Origin of the sequence: Streptomyces sp. NPDC101234 (genome assembly GCF_044767525.1) — a bacterium.
Taxonomy (GTDB): domain Bacteria; phylum Actinomycetota; class Actinomycetes; order Streptomycetales; family Streptomycetaceae; genus Streptomyces; species Streptomyces sasae.
The window spans coordinates 169,709-190,553 of the sequence record NZ_JBIWOA010000009.1; the positions used below are offsets into that span (position 1 = coordinate 169,709).

A 20,845-nucleotide genomic window follows, 5' to 3' on the forward strand; every position below is an offset into this window, starting at 1 on the left:
CCATGTCGAAGTTGCCGTGCTGCCGACCGTGATTGGCCAGACTCTTCTGTCGCACCGCCCGCTCGTCCCACAGCCGTGGGACGAGCGAGGGGTGCGCGGCCAAGCGCTGAACGAAGTCGGCCTATGAGCTCTTCTCGAGCTCGGAGAGCTCCGCGCTGTTCGCCGCCAACCGCCGAGCCCGTCGGACGCGCTGTTTCTTCGGATCGGCGACCGGGGCCGCCATCTGCAGCTTGCGGGTGTACGGATGCTGCGGATTCACTGCGACGTTCCGTGCCGTGCCGATCTCGACGATGCGGCCCTGGTTGAGGACGGCGATCCGGTCGCTGACCTCGTTCACCACCCCCAGGTCGTGACTGATGAACAGGTAGGCGACGCCCGTGTCGCGCTGGATGTCCTCCAGAAGCGTGAGCACCCGGGCCTGGGTCGTCACGTCCAGTGCGCTGGTGGGTTCGTCGCAGATGATGACGGAGGGGTCGAGTGCGAGAGCTCGCGCGATGGCGATGCGCTGCCGCTGTCCGCCGGAGAACTCCTTCGGGTATCTCCGGCCGGAGTCGGCGGGCAGACCGACGGCGTCCAGGAGCTCCCGCACACGCGTCCGGCCTTGTTCCACACCGGCGGCGAGCAACGGTTCGACCAGGATGCTCTCCACCGTCATCGACGGATTCAGTGAGGAGTAAGGGTCCTGGAAGATGACCTGTATGTCGTGGGCGACCTTGCGCCGACGGGCCCGCCTGATGTTGCTGACCGGCTCACCGCGGAAAGTGATCGAACCCTCGGTCACCGGCGCGAGCCCGAGGATCGCACGACCGATGGTCGTCTTTCCCGATCCGGACTCGCCGACCAGGCTCAGGGTCTCCCCGGCGTGCAGGTCGAAGCTGACGCCGTTGATCACCGTGGTCCCCGTGCCGCGCCGGCCGCCGTAGCGGACGACGAGGTTCTCGACCTTCAGTACGGGCTCAGCCACCTCACACCTCCGCGATCTCGACACGGCGTGCCGACGAGAGCAGTTCCCGGGTATACGCCTCTGCGGGGGCGTCGAAGAGTGCGTCCACCTCGTTGCGTTCCACGATGCGTCCGTCCCTCATCACGCTGACCGTGTCGCAGATGTCCGCGACGACCCCGAGGTTGTGGGTCACGAGGATCACCGCGAGTCCGCGTTCGTCGCGCAGTTCGCGCAGCAACTCCAGCACTTCGGCCTGCACCGTCACGTCCAGGGCGGTCGTCGGCTCGTCCGCGACGATGAGGTCGGGACCGGAGGCCACCGCGCCGCAGATCAGCACGCGCTGGGCCATGCCACCCGAGATCTCGTGCGGGTACAGCTTGAAGACGCGCTCGGGATCCTTGATGCCGACCCGTGCCAGGAGGGCCAGCAGTTCCTGCTCCGCCTCCCGCTTGCTGATCTCCTTGACCGCGCGGAGGCCCTGGGTGAGCTGCGCGCCGACCGTGAAGCTGGGGTCGAGGTTCGACATGGGCTCCTGCGGCACGTACGCGATACGCCGGCCGCGCGCCGCGCGCATCTGCTGTTCGTCGGCCAGCAGGTCCTTTCCGTCCAGGAGGATGCTGCCGCCGAGGACCACCGCTTCGCGGGGCAGGATGCCCAGGGTGGAGAAGGCGATCTGTGACTTGCCGGACCCGGACTCGCCCACCAGACCGTGGATCTGGCCGCGTCGCACGTCGAGGTCGATGCCGTGGACGACCTCCCGCACACCGTCCTCGCCGTTCTGGTAGCCGACGCGCAGACCACGGATGGACAGCACGGCGTCGGCCTGTGCGGGGCGGTCGTCGGAGGCCTGCCGTGCCTCGGCGCGTGCCTGCCGGACCACCTCGCGGAGGCGACTCGGTGACAGCTTCCTGCGGTTCGCCGTCGACTGCAGGGTGTCGCGCAGGGCGTTGCCGAGCAGAACCAGGGCCATGACGGTCAGGCTGATGAGGAGGGCGGGCCACAGGACGCCGGACTTGTTGTTGTAGATGTTGCCGAACGCCTCCTGCAGAACCCCTCCCCATGACGCCTTGGCGGGATCTCCCAGGCCGAGGAAGCCCATGCCGGCCTCGATGCTGATGCCCGAGGCGAGCACGAACGAGCTCTGGATCACGACCGGCGCGCGCACGGCCCACAGGACGTGACGGCCGACGATCCGCAGATCGGACAGGCCCACCACCTTGGCGGCGTCGACGTAGAGCTCACTGCGGACCCCGAGGACGACGGACCTGACCAGGCGGAAGTACGAGGGCGCGACGATGAGTCCGTACGTGGCCATGGCAGCGACGATGTTCGAACCGGTCCGCGCGTACAGCGCGATGAGCAGGATGACACCAGGGGTCGACATGACGACGTCGGACACCCAGTTCGACACCGCGTCGGTCCGGCCCCGGTAGAAACCGGCGACCAGGCCGGTGGTCACACCGAGTACCACGGAGACGACGAGCACCACCAGGCAGGCCAGCAGTGTCTGCCGGGTGCCCCACATCAGCCGGGACAGGATGTCCCGGCCCGTCGCGTCGGCCCCGAGGAGGTGCCCGGGACTGAACGGGCCCGCGTTGACCGCGTTGAGGTCCGTCAGGTTCGGGTCGTGGGGGGCCAGCCAGGGGCTGGACAGCCCCAGGAACAGCACGAAGACCAGGAAGACCAGGCAGACCAGACCCTGGGGGTTGGCCAGCAGCCGCCGGAACAGGGAACGTCCCTTCGTGGCCGGCTGCACCAGGTCGGCTGTTTCCAGAGGGGGAGTCGTGGTCACCGCTTCCTCGCTTTCGGGTTGAGCGCCGCCGCGGCGAGATCCCCCAGCACATTGACGACCAGCACGATCACGATGGTCACCAGCACGCAGCCCATCACCACCGGGACGTCGCCCTTCTGGGCCGAGGTGTTGCTCAGGTCTCCCAGGCCCGGCAGGGCGAACACCTGCTCGATGATCACCGCGCCGCCGATGAGGCCGACGGTCTGCAGGCTCAGCGCCGTGAGACCGGGGCCGGCGGCACTGCGCAGCACATGCCGGAAGATCACCCGCGACTCGGGGATCCCGCGCGCCCGCAGGGTGCGGACGAAATCCTGGGACAGGGTGTCCAGCACGGCTCCGCGGAACTGCGAGGCCGCGTTGGCGATCGAACCCACGAGGAGGGCGACGACCGGCAGGGTGACCGATTCCACCCATCCCTTCAGACTCTGGTCCGGCGAGACGTATCCCGTCGCCGGGAACACCCGGACCGACACGGCCAGCGCGAAGACGAGTCCGATCGCGATGATGAAGGGTGGTACCGCCGCCCCCAGGACGGCCAGGAACTGCACCACCCGGTCGACCCATCCGCCGCGGACGGCGGCGGTGACGCCCACGAGGACGCTCACCACCACCGTCAGCAGGATGGAGAGCACGATCAGGGTGAGTGTCACCGGCACCCGGGAGGAGAGTGCCGATGACACGGACTGACCGGTGAAGAAGGAGTCGCCGAGGTTGCCCGTGACGACGCCCTTGATCCATCTGCCGTACTGCACCAGGAGCGAATCGTCCAGACCGAGCCTGGCCGTCTCCGCCTTCACGTCCGCGGGGGTGGCGTTCGTGCCCAGAACCGCACGTGCGATTCCCGGCCCGTTGCCGTACATCAGGACGAAGGTGGAGAAGCTGACCACGAGCAGCACGGCCAGCGAGCGGACCAGTTTCTTCAGCACAGAGACCAACATCTGCGACTCCAATCACTCACACCCGGGGAACTACTTGAAGTCCCACAGCAGCGGGTGCAGGGCGTTGGGGTCGGTGGACTGCTGGACCTTGATCTTGGAGTTGTAGGCGTAGAACATGCCCGGGGAGGCCAGCGGCACGAACCAGGCCTGGTCCACGACGTAGCGGTTGATGGCCTGCTGGTCCTTCGCCGACTGCGCGGTGTCGTCGGTGAGGATCTTCTTCCAGAGCTTGGCCACGGTGGGGTCCGTCTGGTGCATGACGTTCCAGTTGCCGTCGGGCAGGACGTAGTCGCCGATGTCCAGCCGCGAGTCGCCGTAGTTCCCGAGCATCCAGAACGGCATGGGGTACTTGCCGCTGAGCAGCTCGCTGATGGCGTTCGGCCCGGACAGGGTGACCTGCTTGACCTTGATGTTCAGCAGACCCAGCTGCTGCTTGACCATGGGCAGTACCGTGTCCATGTTCTGGCCCTGCATGTACGGGACCTCGATGCTGAACCCCTTGGCGTAGCCCGCCTTCGCCATCAGGGCCTTCGCCGCCTTGACGTCATAGGGGTACGGGTCCTTCATGCCCTCGATGTACGCGGCGCTGCCGGGGCGGAAGATCTGGGGCGTGGTGCCGGCCAGCCCACGGTAGAGGTTCTTCGCGATGGCGTCCTTGTCGAACACCATGTTGATCGCGCGGCGCACGTTCACGTCGCCGAGAGCGGGGATCTTCTTGCCGAGGTGGTCCGTCAGGAGCAGCCGGGACACCTGACTGTGCTGCGTCTGGATCTTCAGCCCGGACGCCTTGGCCTGGCTGTACGTCGCCTGCGTGATGAGCGAGCCGTCGATCTGCCCGGTCTTGAGGGCGTTGATCGACGCCGTCTCGTTGGCGATCACCTTCAGAACGAGCTTCTTGTACGGGAAGGTCTTGCTGTCCCAGTAGTTGTCGTTCTTGACGAAGGTGTACACGGAACCGCTGGTCGTGGCCTTCGTGTCGAGCGTGTACGGGCCCGATCCGACCGGCGCTTTGTTGGTGTTGCCGCCGGCCAGGTACTTCGGGCTGGCCAGCTTGGCCTCGCACAGCCGGGCGGTGAGCAGCGGGTTCGGTGACGGGGTGGTGATCACCGCGGTGAGGTCGTCCGGTGTGGTGACCTTCATGCCGGCGAACCGTGCGGCGCTGCCGCCGTGCTTCCCGGCGTATTCGATCATCGTCTTCACGGCCGCGGCGTTCACCGGGGTCCCGTCCGAGAACTTCATGCCCGGGTGCAGGTGAACGGTCACGCCGGTGTTGCCCGCCGCGAAGGTCCAGGACTTCGCGGCGGCGGGGTGGGGCTTGCCCAGCGCGTCACAGCGGAAGAGCGACTCGTAGACCGCCGAGGCTCCCCAGCCCTGGTAGCTGGGCTGCTCGGTGGGGTCCCAGCCCTGGATGTCCTGGGTCATTCCGAGCGTCAGGGTGTCGTGGTTACCCCCGGCGTTCCCCGAGGTGGAGCTCGCGTCGGTGCAGCCGCTCAGCGCTGCCAGTGCGGCGAGGGCAGTGGTCATGGTGACCGCTGCGGTAGCGGGTCGGGTGATGCGCCGCATGGTTGACTCCTTCGGACGCGAGTGAAGTTGCAGCCTGGTTGCATGCCGGCTGACGCAGATTCGTCCAGAGCGGCCGGCGAAACGCACGCCGCAAACTGGATCGAAGATGATGTGTACAACGTTCTACGCCGCAAGTTACGGAGGGGAGATGGGCCAGTCAAGAGATCGAGCCAACCCCGAGGGGTAACATTTCGGCAACGTGCCTGTAGCGTGATCTTCAATCTGTGGCGTCGAAGTGTCGCGACCAGGCATTTGGTGTCTTGGGCGCGTGCCCTCCGTTCAACTGGCGGATGCGGGCCGGTTGGCGGCGGGGGTATAAAAACAACGGTGCGACCCCGGAAGGAGTGCACCGTTGTACGACTTTGACGGTCATGACTCAGGAGGAGCGTGCCACTGACGCGGCGGGTCCGTGAGCGGGCGCGGCGCTCGTCCCCCGGGGTACGAGACGGGGTGCCACGACGTAATGGATCGGCTGGGTGCGCCCGTTCAGGCGCTCGAGGAGGAGCCGCGCGCTCATCTGGCCGGTCAGGTGGCCGGCCTGGTCGACCGTGGTGAGGGAGACCCTGCCGATGGATGACGCGTTCACGTTGTCGTAGCCCGTCACCGTGAGGTCCTCGGGCACCCGGAGCCCACGCTCCTCCGCTGCCCGTAGGGCGCCCAGCGCGGCGATGTCGGCCCCCGCGAAGATGGCGGTCGGTGGTACAGGCCGGGAGAGCGCCTCCACGGCGGCCTGGTACCCGCCCTCCTCCGTGTAGGTCGTCACGATCACGTCCGGTTCGAGCCGGTGTCTCTTCATGGCCTCGACATACCCGTCGCGACGGGCGGTGTGGGACAGGACGAACGGCCTTTCGAGGCTGCCCGTGGGGTGACTGGTGTGTGCGATACGCCGGTGCCCGAGACCCACGAGGTGATCGACCATGAGGCGTGCACCACCCCGGTCGTCGTCGACAACGGTGTCATAGCCGCTGGCGCCACCGTGCCTGGCGATCACGACAGTAGGCAGGCTGGTCCCCAGGCGTTCGAGCCAAGACGTACTCATCTCCGGCGCGACGACGATGAGGCCGTCGACCTGGCGGTCGACCAGAGCCTCGATGCTGCGCTGCTGACGCTCTGGCGCAGACCCTCCGGTGATGAGTATCTCCTGGTAGGGAGTCGGTTCCAGTTCGTCCGTGACGCCCTCGGCGATCTCGGGCTGGAAGGGGTGCGACAGCGCCGTGAGCATGATGCCGACCGTGTAGGAACGGCCCCGCATGGCGCGAGCCCCGGCCTGCGGCCGGTAGCCCAGCTTCTCGATCGCGCTGCCGACCTTGGCCCGCATCTCCGGGCTGACGCCGTAGGCGTCGCGGAGCACCTTGGACACGGCCGACACCGAGACCCGTGCTTCTTTCGCGACGTCCTGGATGGTCACCCGGCGGACACCGGTGGGCTGGGCGGTGTCGTCGGGGCGGCTGCGGGAGGGCCGCCCCCCGCCGTTGGGTGAGCTGGTCATGTCGCCCCGCGGGTCGGCGTCGGCAGAGCTGCTGTCCATTCACGCCATCGTACAAGTGCTGTTTTCCCTCGTTGCCCCATCGTTCGACGCCTCCGGTGCCTTGACATGAGTTCAAGCCGCTCTTTACGCTCCTTGCGTAGAACGTTACACAATACCGGCCCGTCAAGAGGCCCTCAGCCTGCGAGGCAGGCGTTTCTCCGCGGAGCCGCATCGCGCCCGCCTCGGGACCGGTCACCGAATGCTAGAGACTCTGGAGTTCTGCATGGTCGTGGCTGCCGCTCCCTGCGCCCCCCGGTTCGAGCACCTCACCGATGTTTCGCCGGTACGGGGTATCGGGACGGGCTCCCCACGCTTGTCATGGACGGTCCCGCGGGCGGACGCGGACTACCACCAGACGGCATATGAGATCGAGATCCTGCGCGGCGGGACCACCATGAGCTACCGGGTCGACAGCACCGAGCAGGTGCTGGTCCCCTGGCCGGCGTCGCCGCTCGCATCGAGGGAGTATGCGGCGGTGCGGGTACGCGTCGCCTGTCAGGACCAGTGGAGCGAGTGGAGCGAATCCGCGGTCGTCGAGGCCGGCCTGCTCGACGCCTCCGACTGGAACGCCGGCTTCATCAGCCCGGTCGGTATCGGGGGCCTGCGTATGCCGGCACCGGTGCTGAGGGGAGCGATCGAGGTGCCGGGCGACATCCGTAAGGCGCGGCTCTACGCCACCGCGCACGGCGTGTACGTCCCCACGCTCAACGGCCGCCGCGTCGGCGACCTCGTACTCGCACCGGGCTGGACCTCCTACGAGCATCGGCTCCGGTATCAGACGTACGACGTGACGGAGCTGGTGCGGAGCGGGGAGAACGTACTGGAGGTACTCCTCGGCAACGGCTGGTACCGCGGCCGTCTCGGCTTCAACCAGGAGCGGGCGCTGTACGGCGACCGGCTGGCGTTGCTGGCACAGCTCGAGGTCACCACGACCGACGGGCGGGTCCACGTGCTGGCCACCGACGGCACCTGGACCGCACGGGAGAGCGAGATCCTGGCCGACGATCTCTACGACGGTCAGCGGGCCGATCTGCGTCGACGCGGTGGCGGGTGGCGCCCGGCCACCGGCGTGGTCGAGGTGGTGCAGGGTGACCTCACGCGCCTGGTCGCTCCGGACGGGCCGCCGGTCCGGGCGAGCCACGTCCTGCCGGCCGAGAAGGTGTGGACATCCCCGTCCGGCCGGACGCTGGTCGACTTCGGGCAGAACGCCGTGGGATGGGTACGGCTGAGGGTACGCGGTCTGGCTCCGGGTACCGAGGTCGTCGTACGCCACGCGGAAGTCCTGGAGGAGGGCGAACTCGGCACCCGTCCGCTGCGCACCGCCGAAGCCACCGACAGCTATTACCTCGCCGGAACGGGCGAGGAGTTCCTCGAGCCCTCTCTCACCTTCCACGGTTTCCGCTACGCGGAGGTGACGGGCGTGCCCGAACTGCGTTCCGAGGACGTCGAAGCCGTGGTGATCGGGTCGGACCTGCGCCGCACCGGCTGGTTCACCTCCTCCCACAAGCTGCTCAACCGGTTCCACGAGAACGTGGTGTGGGGGATGCGCGGCAACTTCGTCGACGTGCCCACGGACTGCCCCCAGCGCGACGAGCGCCTCGGCTGGACCGGCGACATCCAGGTGTTCGCCCCGACGGCGACCTTCCTGTTCGACAGCTCGGGCTTCCTCGGTTCCTGGCTCAAGGACCTGGCGGCCGAGCAGCTTCCCGACGGATTCGTGCCTTTCGTCGTGCCGGACGTACTGCGCGACGCCGCGCCGGCGGCCGCGGCATGGGGCGACGCCGCCGCGATCGTGCCCTGGGTGCTGTACCAGCGCACGGGCGATCAAGGCGTCCTGGACCGGCAGTGGCCGAGCATGCGCGCCTGGGTGGACAAGGTGGCCGACCTCGCCGGCCCGGACCGGTTGTGGACCGGTGGGTTCCAGTTCGGCGACTGGCTCGACCCGACGGCTCCGCCGGAGGATCCCTTCCGGGCCAAGGCCGACCCCGACGTGGTCGCCACCGCCCACCTGGCCCGCTCCGCCGCGGTCGTGGCCGAAGCGGCGCGGGTTCTGGGCCGTCATGAAGACGCCGACCGGTACGCGGTGTTGGCCGCCGAGGTCCGTGAGGCGTTCAACCGTGCCTACGTCACCGCCGCGGGCCGCATCCTCTCGGACTCGCCGACCGTGTACGCCCTCGCCATCGAATGGGGACTTCTGCACACTGCCGAGCAGCGCGCGCAGGCCGGGCGACGGCTGGCGGACCTCGTACGCGCGGGTGGCTTCCGCATCAGCACCGGTTTCGTGGGGACCCCGCTCGTCACCGACGCGCTCGACTCCACCGGTCACACGGACGTCGCTCACCGGTTGCTGCTGCAGACCGGCTGCCCCTCATGGCTGTATCCGGTGACGATGGGAGCGACGACCGTCTGGGAACGCTGGGACAGCATGCTTCCCGACGGCACCATCAACCCCGGCGAGATGACGTCGTTCAACCACTACGCGCTCGGCGCGGTCGCCGACTGGCTGCACCGTCGAGTCGCCGGTCTCGCTCCGGCCGCCCCGGGTTACCGGAGGATCTCCGTTCGGCCACATCCCACCACGGCCCTCACCTCGGCCTCCGCCCGGCACCTCACGTCGTACGGAGAAGCCTTCGTCGGGTGGGAGCGCGCCGACGGACGGTTCCGGCTGGACGTACGCGTGCCGGTGGGGGCGACCGCGCAGGTACATCTTCCCGGCTCCGCCGAACCCGTTCTGGTCGGTCACGGCGAGCACCACTGGGTGGTGCCCGACCCGGTCGAGCCCTCGAACGGCTCGGCCGCTGCCACCACGGTCCGGGACGTCCTGGACGACCCGGCCGCCTGGTCCGCCGTGGTCAGCGCGGCCGTCGAGACCGGCCTGGCCCCCCGTGGCGAGGCCCAGGCAGCGGCAGGTCTCTCCGGCTACCTCGACGCCCCCGCCGGAGCACTCGCCGGGGCGCTCATCCCGCAGGACCTCCATCCTGGTGCCGACGCCTTCCAGCAGGCCGTGAACGCCATCATCAACCCCGGTTCCCACTGACGGCTCCGGTGTCATCGCTCATGCAACACAAGAGGAGAACCTCGCCCATGTCCCCTCAGGACCACCGCGACGCCAGTCTGCCCTCCGGCCTCCGCGCCGAGCTGCTCCTGCGGGAGATGACACTGGAGGAGAAGTGCGCCCAGCTCACCGCCGGCTGGCCGTGGTTCCTGGTCCGCCCGGACGGCTCGGAGGCCGAGGGCGCCGAGGAAGTGATCAAGACGGCCCCGGGACACGTCGCCGGTCTGACGGCCGACGATCCGGCCCGGCTCGCGCGCATGACGGGCGAGATCCAGCGCCAGTACGTGACCCGTACCCGGCTCGGCATCCCGGCCCTCATCCACCAGGAGGCCCTCAACGGCTTCTGTGCGGGCGGCCACATGGTGTTCCCGACCGGCACCGGGCTGGCGTCGGCATGGAGCCCCGACCTGGTGGAGGCGATGACGGACGTCATCCGTGCACAGATGCGCCGGATCGGCTTCCGGCAGGCACTGGCGCCGGTCATGGACGTCGCGCTCGACCCGAGATGGGGCCGCGTGCACGAGACCTACGGCGAGGACCCGTACCTCTCCGCCGCGCTCAGCGTCGCCTACACCCGCGGCCTGCAGGGCGAGGACCTGTCCGAGGGCGTCATCGCGACGGCCAAGCACTTCCTCGGCTACGGTCTCGCCTCCGGCGGCATCAACCTCTCCGCCTACGAGGGCGGCGCCCGCCGTACCCGCGACCTGTTCGCCTACCCGTTCGAGGCCGCCATCCAGCTGGCGGGCCTCAAGTCGGTGATGAACTCGTACGCGACGGTGGACGGTGTTCCCGTCGGCGTCTCCCGCGAGATCCTGACGGACCTCCTGCGCGGGACCCTGGGCTTCGACGGCTTCGTCGCCTCGGACTACACGACGCTGGAACACGTGGTGAAGCGGCAGGGAGCCGCGGCCACCCCCGAGGCGGCCGGGGCGATGGCGATCCACGCGGGCCTCGACGTGGAGCTGCCCACGCCGTACGGCTACGGCAAGGAGTTCGCCGAGGCGGTCCGGCGGGGCGAAGTCGACGAGCGCGACGTGGACACCTGCGTCCTGCGGGTGCTGCAGGCCAAGTTCGAGCTCGGCCTGTTCGAGAACCCGTACCCGGCGGACCGCATCGATCTGGACGCCACGGCACGGGAGGGCGAGGAGGTCTCGCGCGAACTCGCCCGGCGCGGCGTCGTCCTGGCGAAGAACGACGGGCTGCTGCCGCTGGCGGGCGGCGGGCGCACGGTCGCCGTCATCGGCCCGCACGCCGACGCGCCCTCCCTGCAGTTCCCCACCTACACCTATCCCGCCTGGCGGGAGATGATCGTGCGCATGTCGCAGGGCGCGCTCGGCAACCAGGTGGGCGCGGATCCGGGCCTGGCCTCGTGGAACGACGAGCTGTTCCCGCCGGTCGACCCGGAGACCTTCGTCCGCGAGCGGCACGGTGCCCGTTCACTCGCCGAGGCCGTCCAGGACTTCGCCGGCACCGTCCTGGTGGAGCCGGGCACCGGTGTGACACGGCCACTGGACGCGGAGGCGGTCGAGCGCGCGGTCGACATCGCGGGCCGCTCCGACGTCGTCGTTCTCGCGCTCGGCGGAGCCAGCCTGTGGTTCACCGGTGACCGCACGGAGGGTGAGGGCAGCGACTCGGCGGACATCTCGCTGCCCGCGGAGCAGGTGGCTCTTGCCGAGGCGGTCGCCGCCACGGGCAAGCCGTTCGTCGTGGTGCTCTTCCAGGGGCGTGCGTACTCGCTGCCCGAGGTGGTGCGCGACGCCGCTGCGATCGTCATCGCTCCGTACGGCGGTCCGTTCGGGCCCGGCGCGGTCGCCGAGGTCCTTTTCGGAGCCGTCAACCCGAGCGGCAAGCTGCCCTACAGCATCCCCCGGCACACCGGCCAGATCCCGGTCTACCACCACCAGCCCGCCGGGACGGGCTACCGCAACCCGCTGCCTCCGGGCGTGAACCGCCTCTACCTGGACCTTGAGGCGACCCCGCTGTACCCCTTCGGGCACGGGCTGAGCTACACCGATTTCACGCTCACCGACCTGTCCGGCGACGCGGAGATCACCACGGAGGGCACCGCCGCCATCGGCGCGACGGTCACCAACACCGGTTCCGTCGAGGGGACCGCGACACTCCAGCTCTATGTGCGGATCCCCGCCACCGGTGTCGCCCAGCCCGCGCAGCAGCTGGCCGGCTTCGCCCGGGTCGAGCTGGAGGCGGGCGCGTCGCGCAGGGTCACGTTCCGGCTGGCCGCCGCCCAGCTCGGACACACGAACGTGGCCCGTGAGTTCGCCGTCGAACCGGGGACCGTCCCCTACTTCCTCGGCTTCGACTCCGACGACCGTCGGCTGGAGGGCGCCTTCACCGTGGCCGGCAAGCCCCGGCTCCTCGCCGGCCCGGAGCGGTCCTTCCTCTCCGAGACGCAGATCGACCAGGTCTGATCCGCATCAGCGACCAACCCAAGGAACCACCGTGACGTCACAGCCGGATCCGGCCGCGATCGAGCCCACAGAACTGCCCAACCCTCTGATCCCGGGCTTCAACCCCGACCCGAGTTGCATCCTCGTCGACGGCACGTACTACGCGGTCACCTCGACGTTCGAGTACCTGCCCGCCCTCCCGGTGTACCGGAGCACCGACTTCGCCACCTGGGAACACATCGGCAACGTCGCCACTCGCGAGGAGCAGGTCGGCATCGCCCGGACGCCTTCCACCGCAGGGGTGTGGGCGCCGACCCTGCGCTATCACGACGGCCTGTACCACGTGATCGTCACGGTGGCCGCCGGGGCGCGCGGCTGTGTGGTCTTCACCGCGACCGACCCGGCGGGCCCCTGGAGCGAGGGACTCGGTCTCGACGGCATCCAGGGCATCGACCCCGACCTGGCGTGGGACGAGAACGGCACCGCGTACGTCACGTACAGCGGTCTGGAGATGGACGGGACGCGTGTCATCGCGCATCACGGCATCCTCCAGGCGCGGGTCGACCTGACCACCGGCGAGGTGCTGGAGACACCGCGCGAACTCTGGTCCGGTACCGGGCTGACCGCCCCGGAGGCCCCGCACCTCTACCGACGCGACGGCTTCTGGTACCTCATGATCGCGGAGGGGGGTACCGGGTACGGCCACTCGGTGAGCATCGCCCGAGGCCCCAGTGCCGAGGGGCCGTTCGAAGGGGCGCCGCACAACCCGATCCTGAGCGCATCCGGGACGGACCGACGTGTGCAGTGCACCGGCCACGCCGATCTGGTCCGCGGACCGGACGGCAGGGACCTGTTCGTCCTCCTCGGCACGCGCACGGCCGGCCGGACCTCACCCCTCGGCCGTGAAACGTACGTGACCGCTGTCGACTGGGCCGACGGCTGGCCGTATGCGGCTCCGGTGCCGTACAACCCCCGGTCGGAATCCGTCGAGGAGTACTTCGAGTTCACGGACACGACCGCCCTGGCCGACCCGGGCTGGCTCGCGGTGGGCCGTACCCCCGAGTCGGTCGCGTCCCTCGACGAGCGTCCCGGCTACCTCAGCCTGCACGCCGACTCCGGTGGCATCGACTCCTTCCGCCCCGACTTCGTGGGCCGTCGGCAGAGGCACGTGACCAGTACGGTGAGCGCCCGGGTCGATCCGACCGACGGCAGGGGCGGTCTGGGGATCCGTCTCGACGAGAACTTCACCATCAGCGTGGTCGCCGAGCGGTCACCGACGGGACGCGGCACCCGTGTCACGGCCAGGGCGTCGATGCCGACCCTTCTCAACTCCTGGAGCACCGAGGTGCCCGACGACGAGGTCGTCCTGCGCATCACCACGCTCGCTCCGGTGTCCTGCGATCCTCAGTGGCTGCCGTCCGGTGACCTGATCCGGCTGAGCGTCGTCGACGGAACCGGCGTCGAGAAACGCGTCACCGAATTCGACGGGCGGGTCTGGTCGGTCGAGACCGCGGTCCCCTTCACCGGCCGCGTGATCGGAATGTTCGCCGAGGAGGGCACGGTCCGCTTTGCCGACTTCGGCTACCACGGGGCGGCCGGCACATGAGCGGTGCTCGTCCCGGTGTCCGGGGCTGGGACATGTATGAGCACTGACCGGACAGCGAGTTCTCGGGCACCGGCCGGAGTGGTTGTGACGCTGTCACTGCTGGCGGTGCTGGGCCCGTTGACCACGGACCTCTACCTGCCGGCATTTCCACGCATGGCCGCGGACCTAGGAGCCAGCGCCGCTCAGATCCAGTGGTCGCTGTCGGCCACGCTCCTGGGAGTCGCGGCCGGGCAACTGCTCTTCGGGCCGCTCAGCGACGCTGTCGGGCGCCGTTGGCCGTTGATGTCCGCCACGGGCATCCACGTTGCCGCCAGCGCGGCCATCGCTCTGGTCGGCAGCGCCGAGTGGCTGCTGGTGTGGCGGTTTCTGCAGGGACTCGGCGCCGCAGGTGTCTCCGTCGTGGCCACCGCCGTCGCCCGTGACGCCTTCGAGGGCCGACGTCTGGTCAGGGTTCTGGCCCGGCTCGCGCTGCTGAGTGGCCTGGCCCCGGTCGTGGCTCCGCTGCTGGGGTCGCTGCTGCTGTGGGCCGCGGGCTGGCGCGGGGTGTTCGCCGCCCTGGCCGGGTACGGCCTCGTCGCGGTGGTGCTGTGTTTTGCCGTCCTGCCCGAGACTTTGACCGGCGGCGGCTCCGGCCCGAGGGACCGGAGCTCGGTGAAGCACCGCTACAGGGCGGTGTTGACGGACAGGGGACTGACGGGGGCGTCGGTCATCGGTGCGACGATGGTGGGTGGTGTGTTCGCCTACTTGTCGACCTCCTCGTTCGCCTTCCAGACCACCTACGGACTGGGTGCCGACGCTTATGCCCTGCTGTTCGCCGTCAACGCGTCGGCGTTCGCCGTGGGGTCCCAGGTGGCGGCCAGGGCGCTGACGCGGTTCTCGCCGCAGCGGGTACTGCGCTGGGCTCTGAGCGCAGCGCTGACGGCCGCTGCGGCGACGGGGCTGACAAGCCTGTTGGCGCTCGGCGTCGTCGGTTTCACCGTCGCCCTGTTCCTCTTCCTGCTCGCGGCCGGCGCCTGTATGCCGACGGTCCAGGTCGTCGCCCTGCAGCGGCATGGCCGGCAGGCCGGCACCGCGGCGTCCGTGCTCGGCTTCGTGAACTTCGGCTTCGCCTCGCTCGTTTCCCCGCTGTCCGGCACCGGTCCTGACCGGGTCCTGGCACTCGGCGTCGTGTTGGGCGGGCTGTCGTGCGTGGCGCTCGTGTCACTGCGGGTACTGGTGACGCCCGCAGTGAGAAGCCACGAGCCGACGTCGTCGAGCGTCCCGGCGCCGGACTGCGAGGAGGCCAGAGGCTGTGAGTAGCCGACTTTGTCAGGCCCCTCCGCGAACGACGGCGATGTCGCGGGCGACGGCCGGACCGAGTCCGGATCCGCCCGCGTCACGCGCCTGGACCTCGTCCAGTCGACGGACCTGGACGGTGACCTGGCAGACGGCATGACGGACGTCGTCGGCGAGGAGATGGGCGACCATGCGCTCCAGGTGAGAGCAGGAGCCGTCTGCTCGCCCTGCTGTCCGCAGAGTTCACCGACCGGCGGTCCCACGACCCGCTTCCAGGCCGCGCTGCGCGCACGCGACATGGACCGGCTCCGGCGAGGAAGGCAAGCCGTCCCGCTTCGCGCCGCGTTCCGTGTGGGCGCGAAGCGGGACGGGTTTCCGCCGCTACAACCCCATGTCCTTGGCGATGATCGACTTCATCACTTCGCTGGTGCCGCCGTAGATCCGGTTGACACGCGTGTCGGCGTACATGCGGGCGATCGGGTACTCCAGGACGTAACCGTAACCGCCGTGCAGCTGGAGGCATTTGTCGATGACCCGGCCGGCGACCTCGGTACCGAACAGCTTGATCCGGGCGGCGTCGGCGGCGGTGAGCTCGCCGGCCTCCTCCAGGTCGAGCGCCCGGTCGCACAGTGCCTCGGCGGCGGCCACCTCGGTCTCGCACTCGGCCAGCACGAACTTGGTGTTCTGGAAGTGGGCGACCGGCTTGCCGAAGACCTGACGTTCGCGCACGTAGTTCTGGGCGAACACGATCGCGGCGCGGGCGCGGGAGATCGCCTCGGCACCGATGGCCAGGCGTTCGCGCACCAGGTTCCGGCCCAGGTACTCGAAGCCGCGGCCCTCCACGCCCAGCAGGTTCTCCACCGGCACCTTGACGTCGACGAAGGACAGCTCGTTCGTGTCGGACGAGCGCAGGCCGATCTTCTCCAACGTGCGGCCGAAGGTGAAGCCGTCGCTGTCGGTGGGGACGACCAGCAGGCTCAGGCCGGCCCGGCGGTTGTCCGAGGCGGCCGGGGAGGTGCGGGCTACGACCACACACAGCTCGGAGTTGCGGGCGCCGGTGATGAAGGTCTTGGACCCGTTCACGATGTAGTGGGTGCCGTCCTCGGAGAGGGTGGCCGTGGTGCGGACGCCGGCGAGGTCGGATCCGGTGCCTGGTTCGGTCATCGCGATGCACAGCATGATGTCGCCGGTGGCGACGCCGGGCAGCCAGCGCTTCTTCTGCTCGTCGTCGGCCAGGTCGAGCAGGTAGGGCAGGACGATGCCGGTGCTGAGCGTGTGGTGTCCGAGCATCACGCCCGCGTAGGCGCACTCCTCGTTGAGGACGACCTGGTACTTGTACCCGGGGTCGCCGGGGCCGCCGTACTCCTCCGGGATGCCGAACCCCGTCACGCCGAGGGCGCCCAGTTTGCGGAACAGGTCACGCGAGGGGAGACCGGCCTCCTCCCAGGCCGCGTAGTGGGGCACGACCTCGTTGGCGATGAAGTCCCGGATCACGACGCGGAAGGCCTCGTGGTCCTCGTTGAAGACTGTGCGCTTCATCAGTTCTGCTCGTTCCTGTGATGAGGCCGGAGGGTGGTGTGGGTGCGGCGGCCCGATGGTCACTCGTCGATCACGACGACCGTCTCGGTGAGGTCGGCGCGGGTGGTGCGGAAGCGGTTGGCCGGATGGGCGGTGTCGGGATAGCCGAACGCGACCGCGCAGACGATCAGTTGGTCCTCCGGGATCCGGAGGTGGGTACGGACGTGGTCGGAGTGCATGGCGATCGCGGCCTGCGGGACGGTCGCGATGCCGAGTGAGGTGCCGGCGTTGAGCAGGTTCGCGACATAGCCACCGCAGTCGATGGCTCCGTACACGCCTTGGTCCCGGTCGCCGGTGATGATCGCGACGTGCGGGGCGCCGAAGAACTCGAAGTTCTTCAGCAGCTGTGCCTCTCGCGCCGCCAGATCGGTCTTCTCGATCCCGAGGCTGGCGTACAGCGCGTGTCCCGCCTCCCGGCGGCGGTCCCGGTAGACCCCCCGGTACCGGGCGGGTGCCTCGAGATCGGACACCTGCTGCCGGGTGCGCGCGTGCTCGGTCAGGCTCCGTGCCAGGCGCCGGGTCGCTTCGCCGTTGGTCAGATGGACGTGCCAGGGCTGGGTGTTGCACCAGGACGCGGTGCGCTGTGCCATGCCGAACATCCTGGCGATGACGTGGTCCGGGACCTGGTCCGGCAGGTAGGCGCGACAGCTCCAGCGCCGTTGCAGCAGTCCCTCGAAGTCGTTGACCCCGGCGGATCCGCTCGCTGCGGAACTGCCGAGGATCTCTGCGGTGCTCATGCGGCGCCTTTCCGGGGTCATGGATGCAGGACGTACTTGCCTACGGCCCGGCGTTCGCCGAGCAACTGCAGCACCCGGCCGGTGTCGGCGAGCGATGCGGTCGAGGGCCGCGCGGGGTGCAACTCGCCACGACCGATCCGGGCGAGGACGTCGGCGAGGAGGGCCGCGTTGCCGCGGGGTCCGCCGACTTCGCGCGACCAGTCGCCCCAGTCGACGCCGACGACCGAGCGGTTGCGCAGCAACACGATGTTCGCCGGCAACCGGGGGATGTCGCCCGAGGCGAATCCGAGGACGCAGAAGCGCCCTCCCGTCGTCAGTGCCCGCAGGGCGCTTTCGGCCGCGAGCCCCCCGACCGGGTCGATGACAACGTCCGCGCCGCCGCCGGTGGCGGCACGGATGCCGTCCTTGAGGTTGTCGTAGCCGAGCGTCACTTCGGCTCCAGCCGCTTTGGCCGCGGCGCGCTTGTCCTCCGTGGAGGCCACCGCGACGACGCGGGCACCGAGGCTGCGCGCCACGTCGATCGCGGCTTGGCCGATGCCTCCGCCGGCGCCGAGGACGACGACGTGCTCGCCGGGCCCGATCGTGAGGCGATGGGTGGTGGCGAACACCAGGGTCAGATAACTCTCCATGGCCGCCGCGGCGATGTCGGGGGTGACGTCGGCGGGCAACGGGACGACCGCGTCGGCGGGAACGGTGACATGTGAGGCGTAGCCGCCGAAGTCGGCGAGCACCGTCGCCACCGCGGTACCGAGGGGCGGGTTCGCGACGCTCTCGCCGACCGCGACCACGCGGCCCGCCACGCAGCTGCCCGGAGTGAACGGCAGCGGCGGACGGACCTGGTAGGCGCCGCGTACGAGGAGCCCGTCGACGAAGCTGACACCGACGGCCGTCAGCTCGATGAGGACCTCGCCGGGCCGCGGCCGCGGTGTCGGTTCCTCCAGAATCCGCAGAGCCGACGGATCACCGAACTCCAAGCAGACAATGCGTCGCACAAGTACCTCCGATGTCGATGGTCCGGTTCAGGGCTCGGTCCTGGGTTGGGGGTTCCGGTCCGGGTGCCGGACGCGGGGGAGAGCCGCCGGGAAAGCCGCTGGGTGTCAGCGGCCGCGCCAGCGGGGTGTCCGCTTCTCCAGGAAGGCGGCGACGCCCTCGCGCTGATCCTCGGAGCCGAGGACGGATTCGATCGCATGCCGGGTCACCTCCCATCCCAGCTCATCCGTCCCGGCGGCGACCCGGTCGACCGCGGCGAGGGTCGCGCTCACGGACAGCGGGGAGTTCGCACAGACCTGGTCGGCCAGTGCCATGGCGGCAGCCTCCGCCTCGCCGTCGTCCACCAGGTCGTTGACCAGCCCGAGCTCGTAGGCCCGAGGGGCGGGCAGGGGCCTGCCGGTCAGCAGCATCTGCTTGGCCACGGTCAAGGGCAGCGGCCGCCAGGCCCGGAACAGCGCCCCACAGGTGGGCACCACGCCCCGGGACACCTCGGGCAGGCCGAACTGGGCCGACCGGCCCGCAACGACCATGTCGCAGGCCAGGACCAGCTCGAAGCCGCCACCGAGGGCGACGCCCTCGACTGCCGCGATCAGGGGGGTGGCGCGCTGCCTGCGGACGACTCCGTAGGGACCGCCGCGGGGCGTCGGGTCTCCGGCGCCCACCGCGAGATCGGTTCCGGCGGAGAACACCTGGCCACCGCCGGTGAGGATCCCGCACCGAAGATCCGGATCGTCGTCGAGTTCGTTCAGCGCGGCATCCAGCGAGGCCGTCATGCCCGCGTCGATGGCGTTGCGCTTGGCCGTGCGCTGCATCCGGATGACAAGGACGTGGCCGTGCCGTTCCAAGACCACCCTGGTGCCGGCCTCGGGGCGGCTCGGCTCAGCGCTCACCGGTACTGCTCCCTGAGTTCGCGCTTGAACAGCTTGCCGGTGGGTGAACGTGGCAGCTCGTCGGCGAAGTCGAGGCCGCGTGGGCACTTGTAGGTCGAGAGATGCCGACGGCACCAGTCGATGAGCTGCTCGGCCATCTCCGGACTCGGGGCCAGGTCCGGGCGGAGCTGGACCACGGCGTGCACGACCTCGCCCAGCTCGTCGTGCGGAATGCCGAAGACCGCGGCGTCGGCCACGTCGGCGTGCGCGACCAGGACGTTCTCGGCTTCCTGCGGGTAGATGTTCACGCCCCCGGAGAGAACGAGGTCGACGCGGCGGTCGGCGAGGTAGAGGTAGCCGTCGGCGTCGAGGTGGCCGAGGTCGCCGACCGTGGTCCAGCCACGGTCGTTGCGTGACTCCGCGGTCTTGGCCGGGTCGTTCAGGTACTCGAAGGGCAGGCCGCCCTCGGACCAGACCGTTCCGATCTCGCCCACGGGCAGTTCCCCGCCGACCTCGTCGAGGATGTGAGGCCGCCCGAGCAGTGGCCGTCCGACCGAGCCCGGATGCGCGAGCCACTCCTGGGAGTCGATCGCGGTGAACAGGTAGTTCTCGGTGGACGAGTAGTACTCGTGCACGATCGGTCCGAGCCAGGCGATCAGGGCCCGCTTGGCCTCGGGCGGGCACGGGGCCGCCGCGTGCACGAGCACGCGCAGGGACGACATGTCACGTCGCGCGCGTGCTTCCGCGGGCAGCTTGAGCATTCGGGTGAGCATCGTCGGAACCATCTGGGTGTGGGTCACGCGATGGCGTTCGATGAGCTCCAGCGCGGCCTCGGCGCCGAAGCGCTCCATGATCACGACAGTGCCGCCGTAACGGTGCACCGTCATGCAGAAGCGCAACGGCGCGGCGTGGTACAGCGGCGCAGGTGAAAGGTACGTCGCCGTCTCGTCGAGGCCCCAGCGCTCGTGCAGCAGGGTGGCGACGCCGGGCGGGGTGCCCAGCGGAGCCAGCGGCAGGTTCGCCGCGACGCCCTTCGGCCGGCCGGTCGTACCCGAGGAATAGAGCAGGTCGACGCCTTCCCGCTCCTCGGGCACGACAGGAGGGGCAGCGGACGCGGCCTCGGCCAGCTCCTCGAAGCCCTGGGCCGCGGGCCCGGTGCTGAATCGCAGTTCGACCCCGGGCGCCTCCGGCAGCGCGGCGGCGGCCCGGTCGACATGGGCCGGGCTGGTGACGAGGGCACGGGCCTGGGAGTCGCGCAGGATGTAGGCAGCCTCCGCGGGCTCCAGCCGGACGGGCAGGCCGACGTAGCGCAGCCCGCACCGTTGCGCCGCCCATGCCACCGGTAGGTAGTCGGCGGTGTTCTCCATCAGGATGGCGACACAGTCGCCGTGCCGGAGCCCGCGGGACCACAGCAGGGCAGCGATGGCCCGGGACGAGTCGACCAGTTCGCCGTAGGTCACCACCTGTCCGGTCTCGGCCATGACGAATGCCGGACGCGCGGGATCGGTTCGCGCCACCGAGTCGGGAAAGGGGGCGCCGGGGGAGGGCGTGGTGTGCACGAGA

15 protein-coding genes are annotated in these 20,845 nt (G+C 69.7%); 4 read left to right on the plus strand and 11 right to left on the minus strand.

Translation table 11 applies throughout. From position 1 onward, the window contains the following. Nucleotides 1-121: 121 nt before the first annotated feature. The 5 genes from ACIRR9_RS18585 to ACIRR9_RS18605 form a co-directional block, all read right to left on the minus strand. Nucleotides 122-964, minus strand: a complete 843-nt coding sequence (locus tag ACIRR9_RS18585) for an ABC transporter ATP-binding protein (protein ID WP_403752704.1) — start codon at nt 962-964, stop codon at nt 122-124. A gap of 1 nt (nt 965) precedes the next feature. Continuing rightward, nucleotides 966-2,735, minus strand: a complete 1,770-nt coding sequence (locus ACIRR9_RS18590) for a dipeptide/oligopeptide/nickel ABC transporter permease/ATP-binding protein (protein WP_403752707.1) — start codon at nt 2,733-2,735, stop codon at nt 966-968. Next, nucleotides 2,732-3,673, minus strand: coding sequence for an ABC transporter permease (locus tag ACIRR9_RS18595; RefSeq protein WP_403752710.1), 942 nt, complete (start codon nt 3,671-3,673; stop codon nt 2,732-2,734). Before ACIRR9_RS18595 ends, ACIRR9_RS18590 begins: the two co-directional genes overlap by 4 nt. A 30-nt stretch (nt 3,674-3,703) precedes the next feature. Continuing rightward, the gene (locus tag ACIRR9_RS18600; protein WP_403752713.1) at nt 3,704-5,236 is read right to left on the minus strand and encodes an ABC transporter substrate-binding protein; all 1,533 of its coding nucleotides are present in this window, start codon (nt 5,234-5,236) and stop codon (nt 3,704-3,706) included. A gap of 376 nt (nt 5,237-5,612) precedes the next feature. Then, nucleotides 5,613-6,764: a LacI family DNA-binding transcriptional regulator gene (locus tag ACIRR9_RS18605; RefSeq protein WP_403752716.1), complete on the minus strand. Its 1,152-nt coding sequence runs from the start codon at nt 6,762-6,764 to the stop codon at nt 5,613-5,615. A 223-nt stretch (nt 6,765-6,987) separates the two neighbouring features. Between ACIRR9_RS18605 and ACIRR9_RS18610 the strand changes: the two genes are divergently transcribed. From ACIRR9_RS18610 to ACIRR9_RS18625, 4 genes are all read left to right on the plus strand, one after another. Further along, nucleotides 6,988-9,801, plus strand: a complete 2,814-nt coding sequence (locus ACIRR9_RS18610; protein ID WP_403752719.1) for a family 78 glycoside hydrolase catalytic domain — start codon at nt 6,988-6,990, stop codon at nt 9,799-9,801. Between the two features lie 47 nt (nt 9,802-9,848). Beyond that, nucleotides 9,849-12,248, plus strand: coding sequence for a glycoside hydrolase family 3 N-terminal domain-containing protein (locus ACIRR9_RS18615; protein WP_403752722.1), 2,400 nt, complete (start codon nt 9,849-9,851; stop codon nt 12,246-12,248). A 31-nt stretch (nt 12,249-12,279) separates the two neighbouring features. After that, nucleotides 12,280-13,833, plus strand: coding sequence for a family 43 glycosylhydrolase (locus ACIRR9_RS18620; protein WP_403752725.1), 1,554 nt, complete (start codon nt 12,280-12,282; stop codon nt 13,831-13,833). An 84-nt stretch (nt 13,834-13,917) separates the two neighbouring features. Then, entirely contained in the window at nt 13,918-15,132 is a 1,215-nt protein-coding gene (locus ACIRR9_RS18625) for a multidrug effflux MFS transporter (protein ID WP_403752728.1), read from the plus strand. 9 nt (nt 15,133-15,141) lie between these two features. On the opposite strand, the gene ACIRR9_RS18630 is transcribed toward ACIRR9_RS18625, so the two are convergent. The 6 genes from ACIRR9_RS18630 to ACIRR9_RS18655 all read right to left on the minus strand — a co-directional run bounded on the left by ACIRR9_RS18630 (nt 15,142) and on the right by ACIRR9_RS18655 (nt 20,841). Continuing rightward, complete coding sequence (locus tag ACIRR9_RS18630; RefSeq protein ID WP_403752731.1) at nt 15,142-15,300, minus strand: hypothetical protein; 159 nt, start codon at nt 15,298-15,300, stop codon at nt 15,142-15,144. A 189-nt stretch (nt 15,301-15,489) separates the two neighbouring features. After that, entirely contained in the window at nt 15,490-16,647 is a 1,158-nt protein-coding gene (locus tag ACIRR9_RS18635) for an acyl-CoA dehydrogenase family protein (protein WP_403752734.1), read from the minus strand. Between the two features lie 59 nt (nt 16,648-16,706). Beyond that, nucleotides 16,707-17,423, minus strand: coding sequence for a nitroreductase (locus ACIRR9_RS18640; RefSeq protein WP_403752737.1), 717 nt, complete (start codon nt 17,421-17,423; stop codon nt 16,707-16,709). Between the two features lie 17 nt (nt 17,424-17,440). Continuing rightward, nucleotides 17,441-18,415 (minus strand): NADPH:quinone oxidoreductase family protein, encoded by a 975-nt coding sequence (locus ACIRR9_RS18645; protein WP_403752740.1) that lies wholly within the window; start codon nt 18,413-18,415, stop codon nt 17,441-17,443. 105 nt (nt 18,416-18,520) lie between these two features. Further along, nucleotides 18,521-19,303, minus strand: coding sequence for an enoyl-CoA hydratase-related protein (locus tag ACIRR9_RS18650; RefSeq protein ID WP_403752743.1), 783 nt, complete (start codon nt 19,301-19,303; stop codon nt 18,521-18,523). Next, nucleotides 19,300-20,841, minus strand: coding sequence for an AMP-binding protein (locus ACIRR9_RS18655; RefSeq protein WP_403752746.1), 1,542 nt, complete (start codon nt 20,839-20,841; stop codon nt 19,300-19,302). Before ACIRR9_RS18655 ends, ACIRR9_RS18650 begins: the two co-directional genes overlap by 4 nt. Between the last annotated feature and the right edge of the window lie 4 nt (nt 20,842-20,845).

Excerpts from the sequence above, each read along its gene's own strand:
- ACIRR9_RS18595 (WP_403752710.1), bottom strand. The coding sequence starts at position 3,673 with ATGTTGGTCTCTGTGCTGAAGAAACTGGTCCGCTCGCTGGCCGTGCTG.
- ACIRR9_RS18600 (WP_403752713.1), bottom strand. The coding sequence starts at position 5,236 with ATGCGGCGCATCACCCGACCCGCTACCGCAGCGGTCACCATGACCACT.
- ACIRR9_RS18605 (WP_403752716.1), bottom strand. The coding sequence starts at position 6,764 with ATGGACAGCAGCTCTGCCGACGCCGACCCGCGGGGCGACATGACCAGC.
- ACIRR9_RS18610 (WP_403752719.1), top strand. The coding sequence starts at position 6,988 with ATGGTCGTGGCTGCCGCTCCCTGCGCCCCCCGGTTCGAGCACCTCACC.
- ACIRR9_RS18615 (WP_403752722.1), top strand. The coding sequence starts at position 9,849 with ATGTCCCCTCAGGACCACCGCGACGCCAGTCTGCCCTCCGGCCTCCGC.
- ACIRR9_RS18630 (WP_403752731.1), bottom strand. The coding sequence starts at position 15,300 with ATGGTCGCCCATCTCCTCGCCGACGACGTCCGTCATGCCGTCTGCCAG.
- ACIRR9_RS18635 (WP_403752734.1), bottom strand. The coding sequence starts at position 16,647 with ATGAAGCGCACAGTCTTCAACGAGGACCACGAGGCCTTCCGCGTCGTG.
- ACIRR9_RS18640 (WP_403752737.1), bottom strand. The coding sequence starts at position 17,423 with ATGAGCACCGCAGAGATCCTCGGCAGTTCCGCAGCGAGCGGATCCGCC.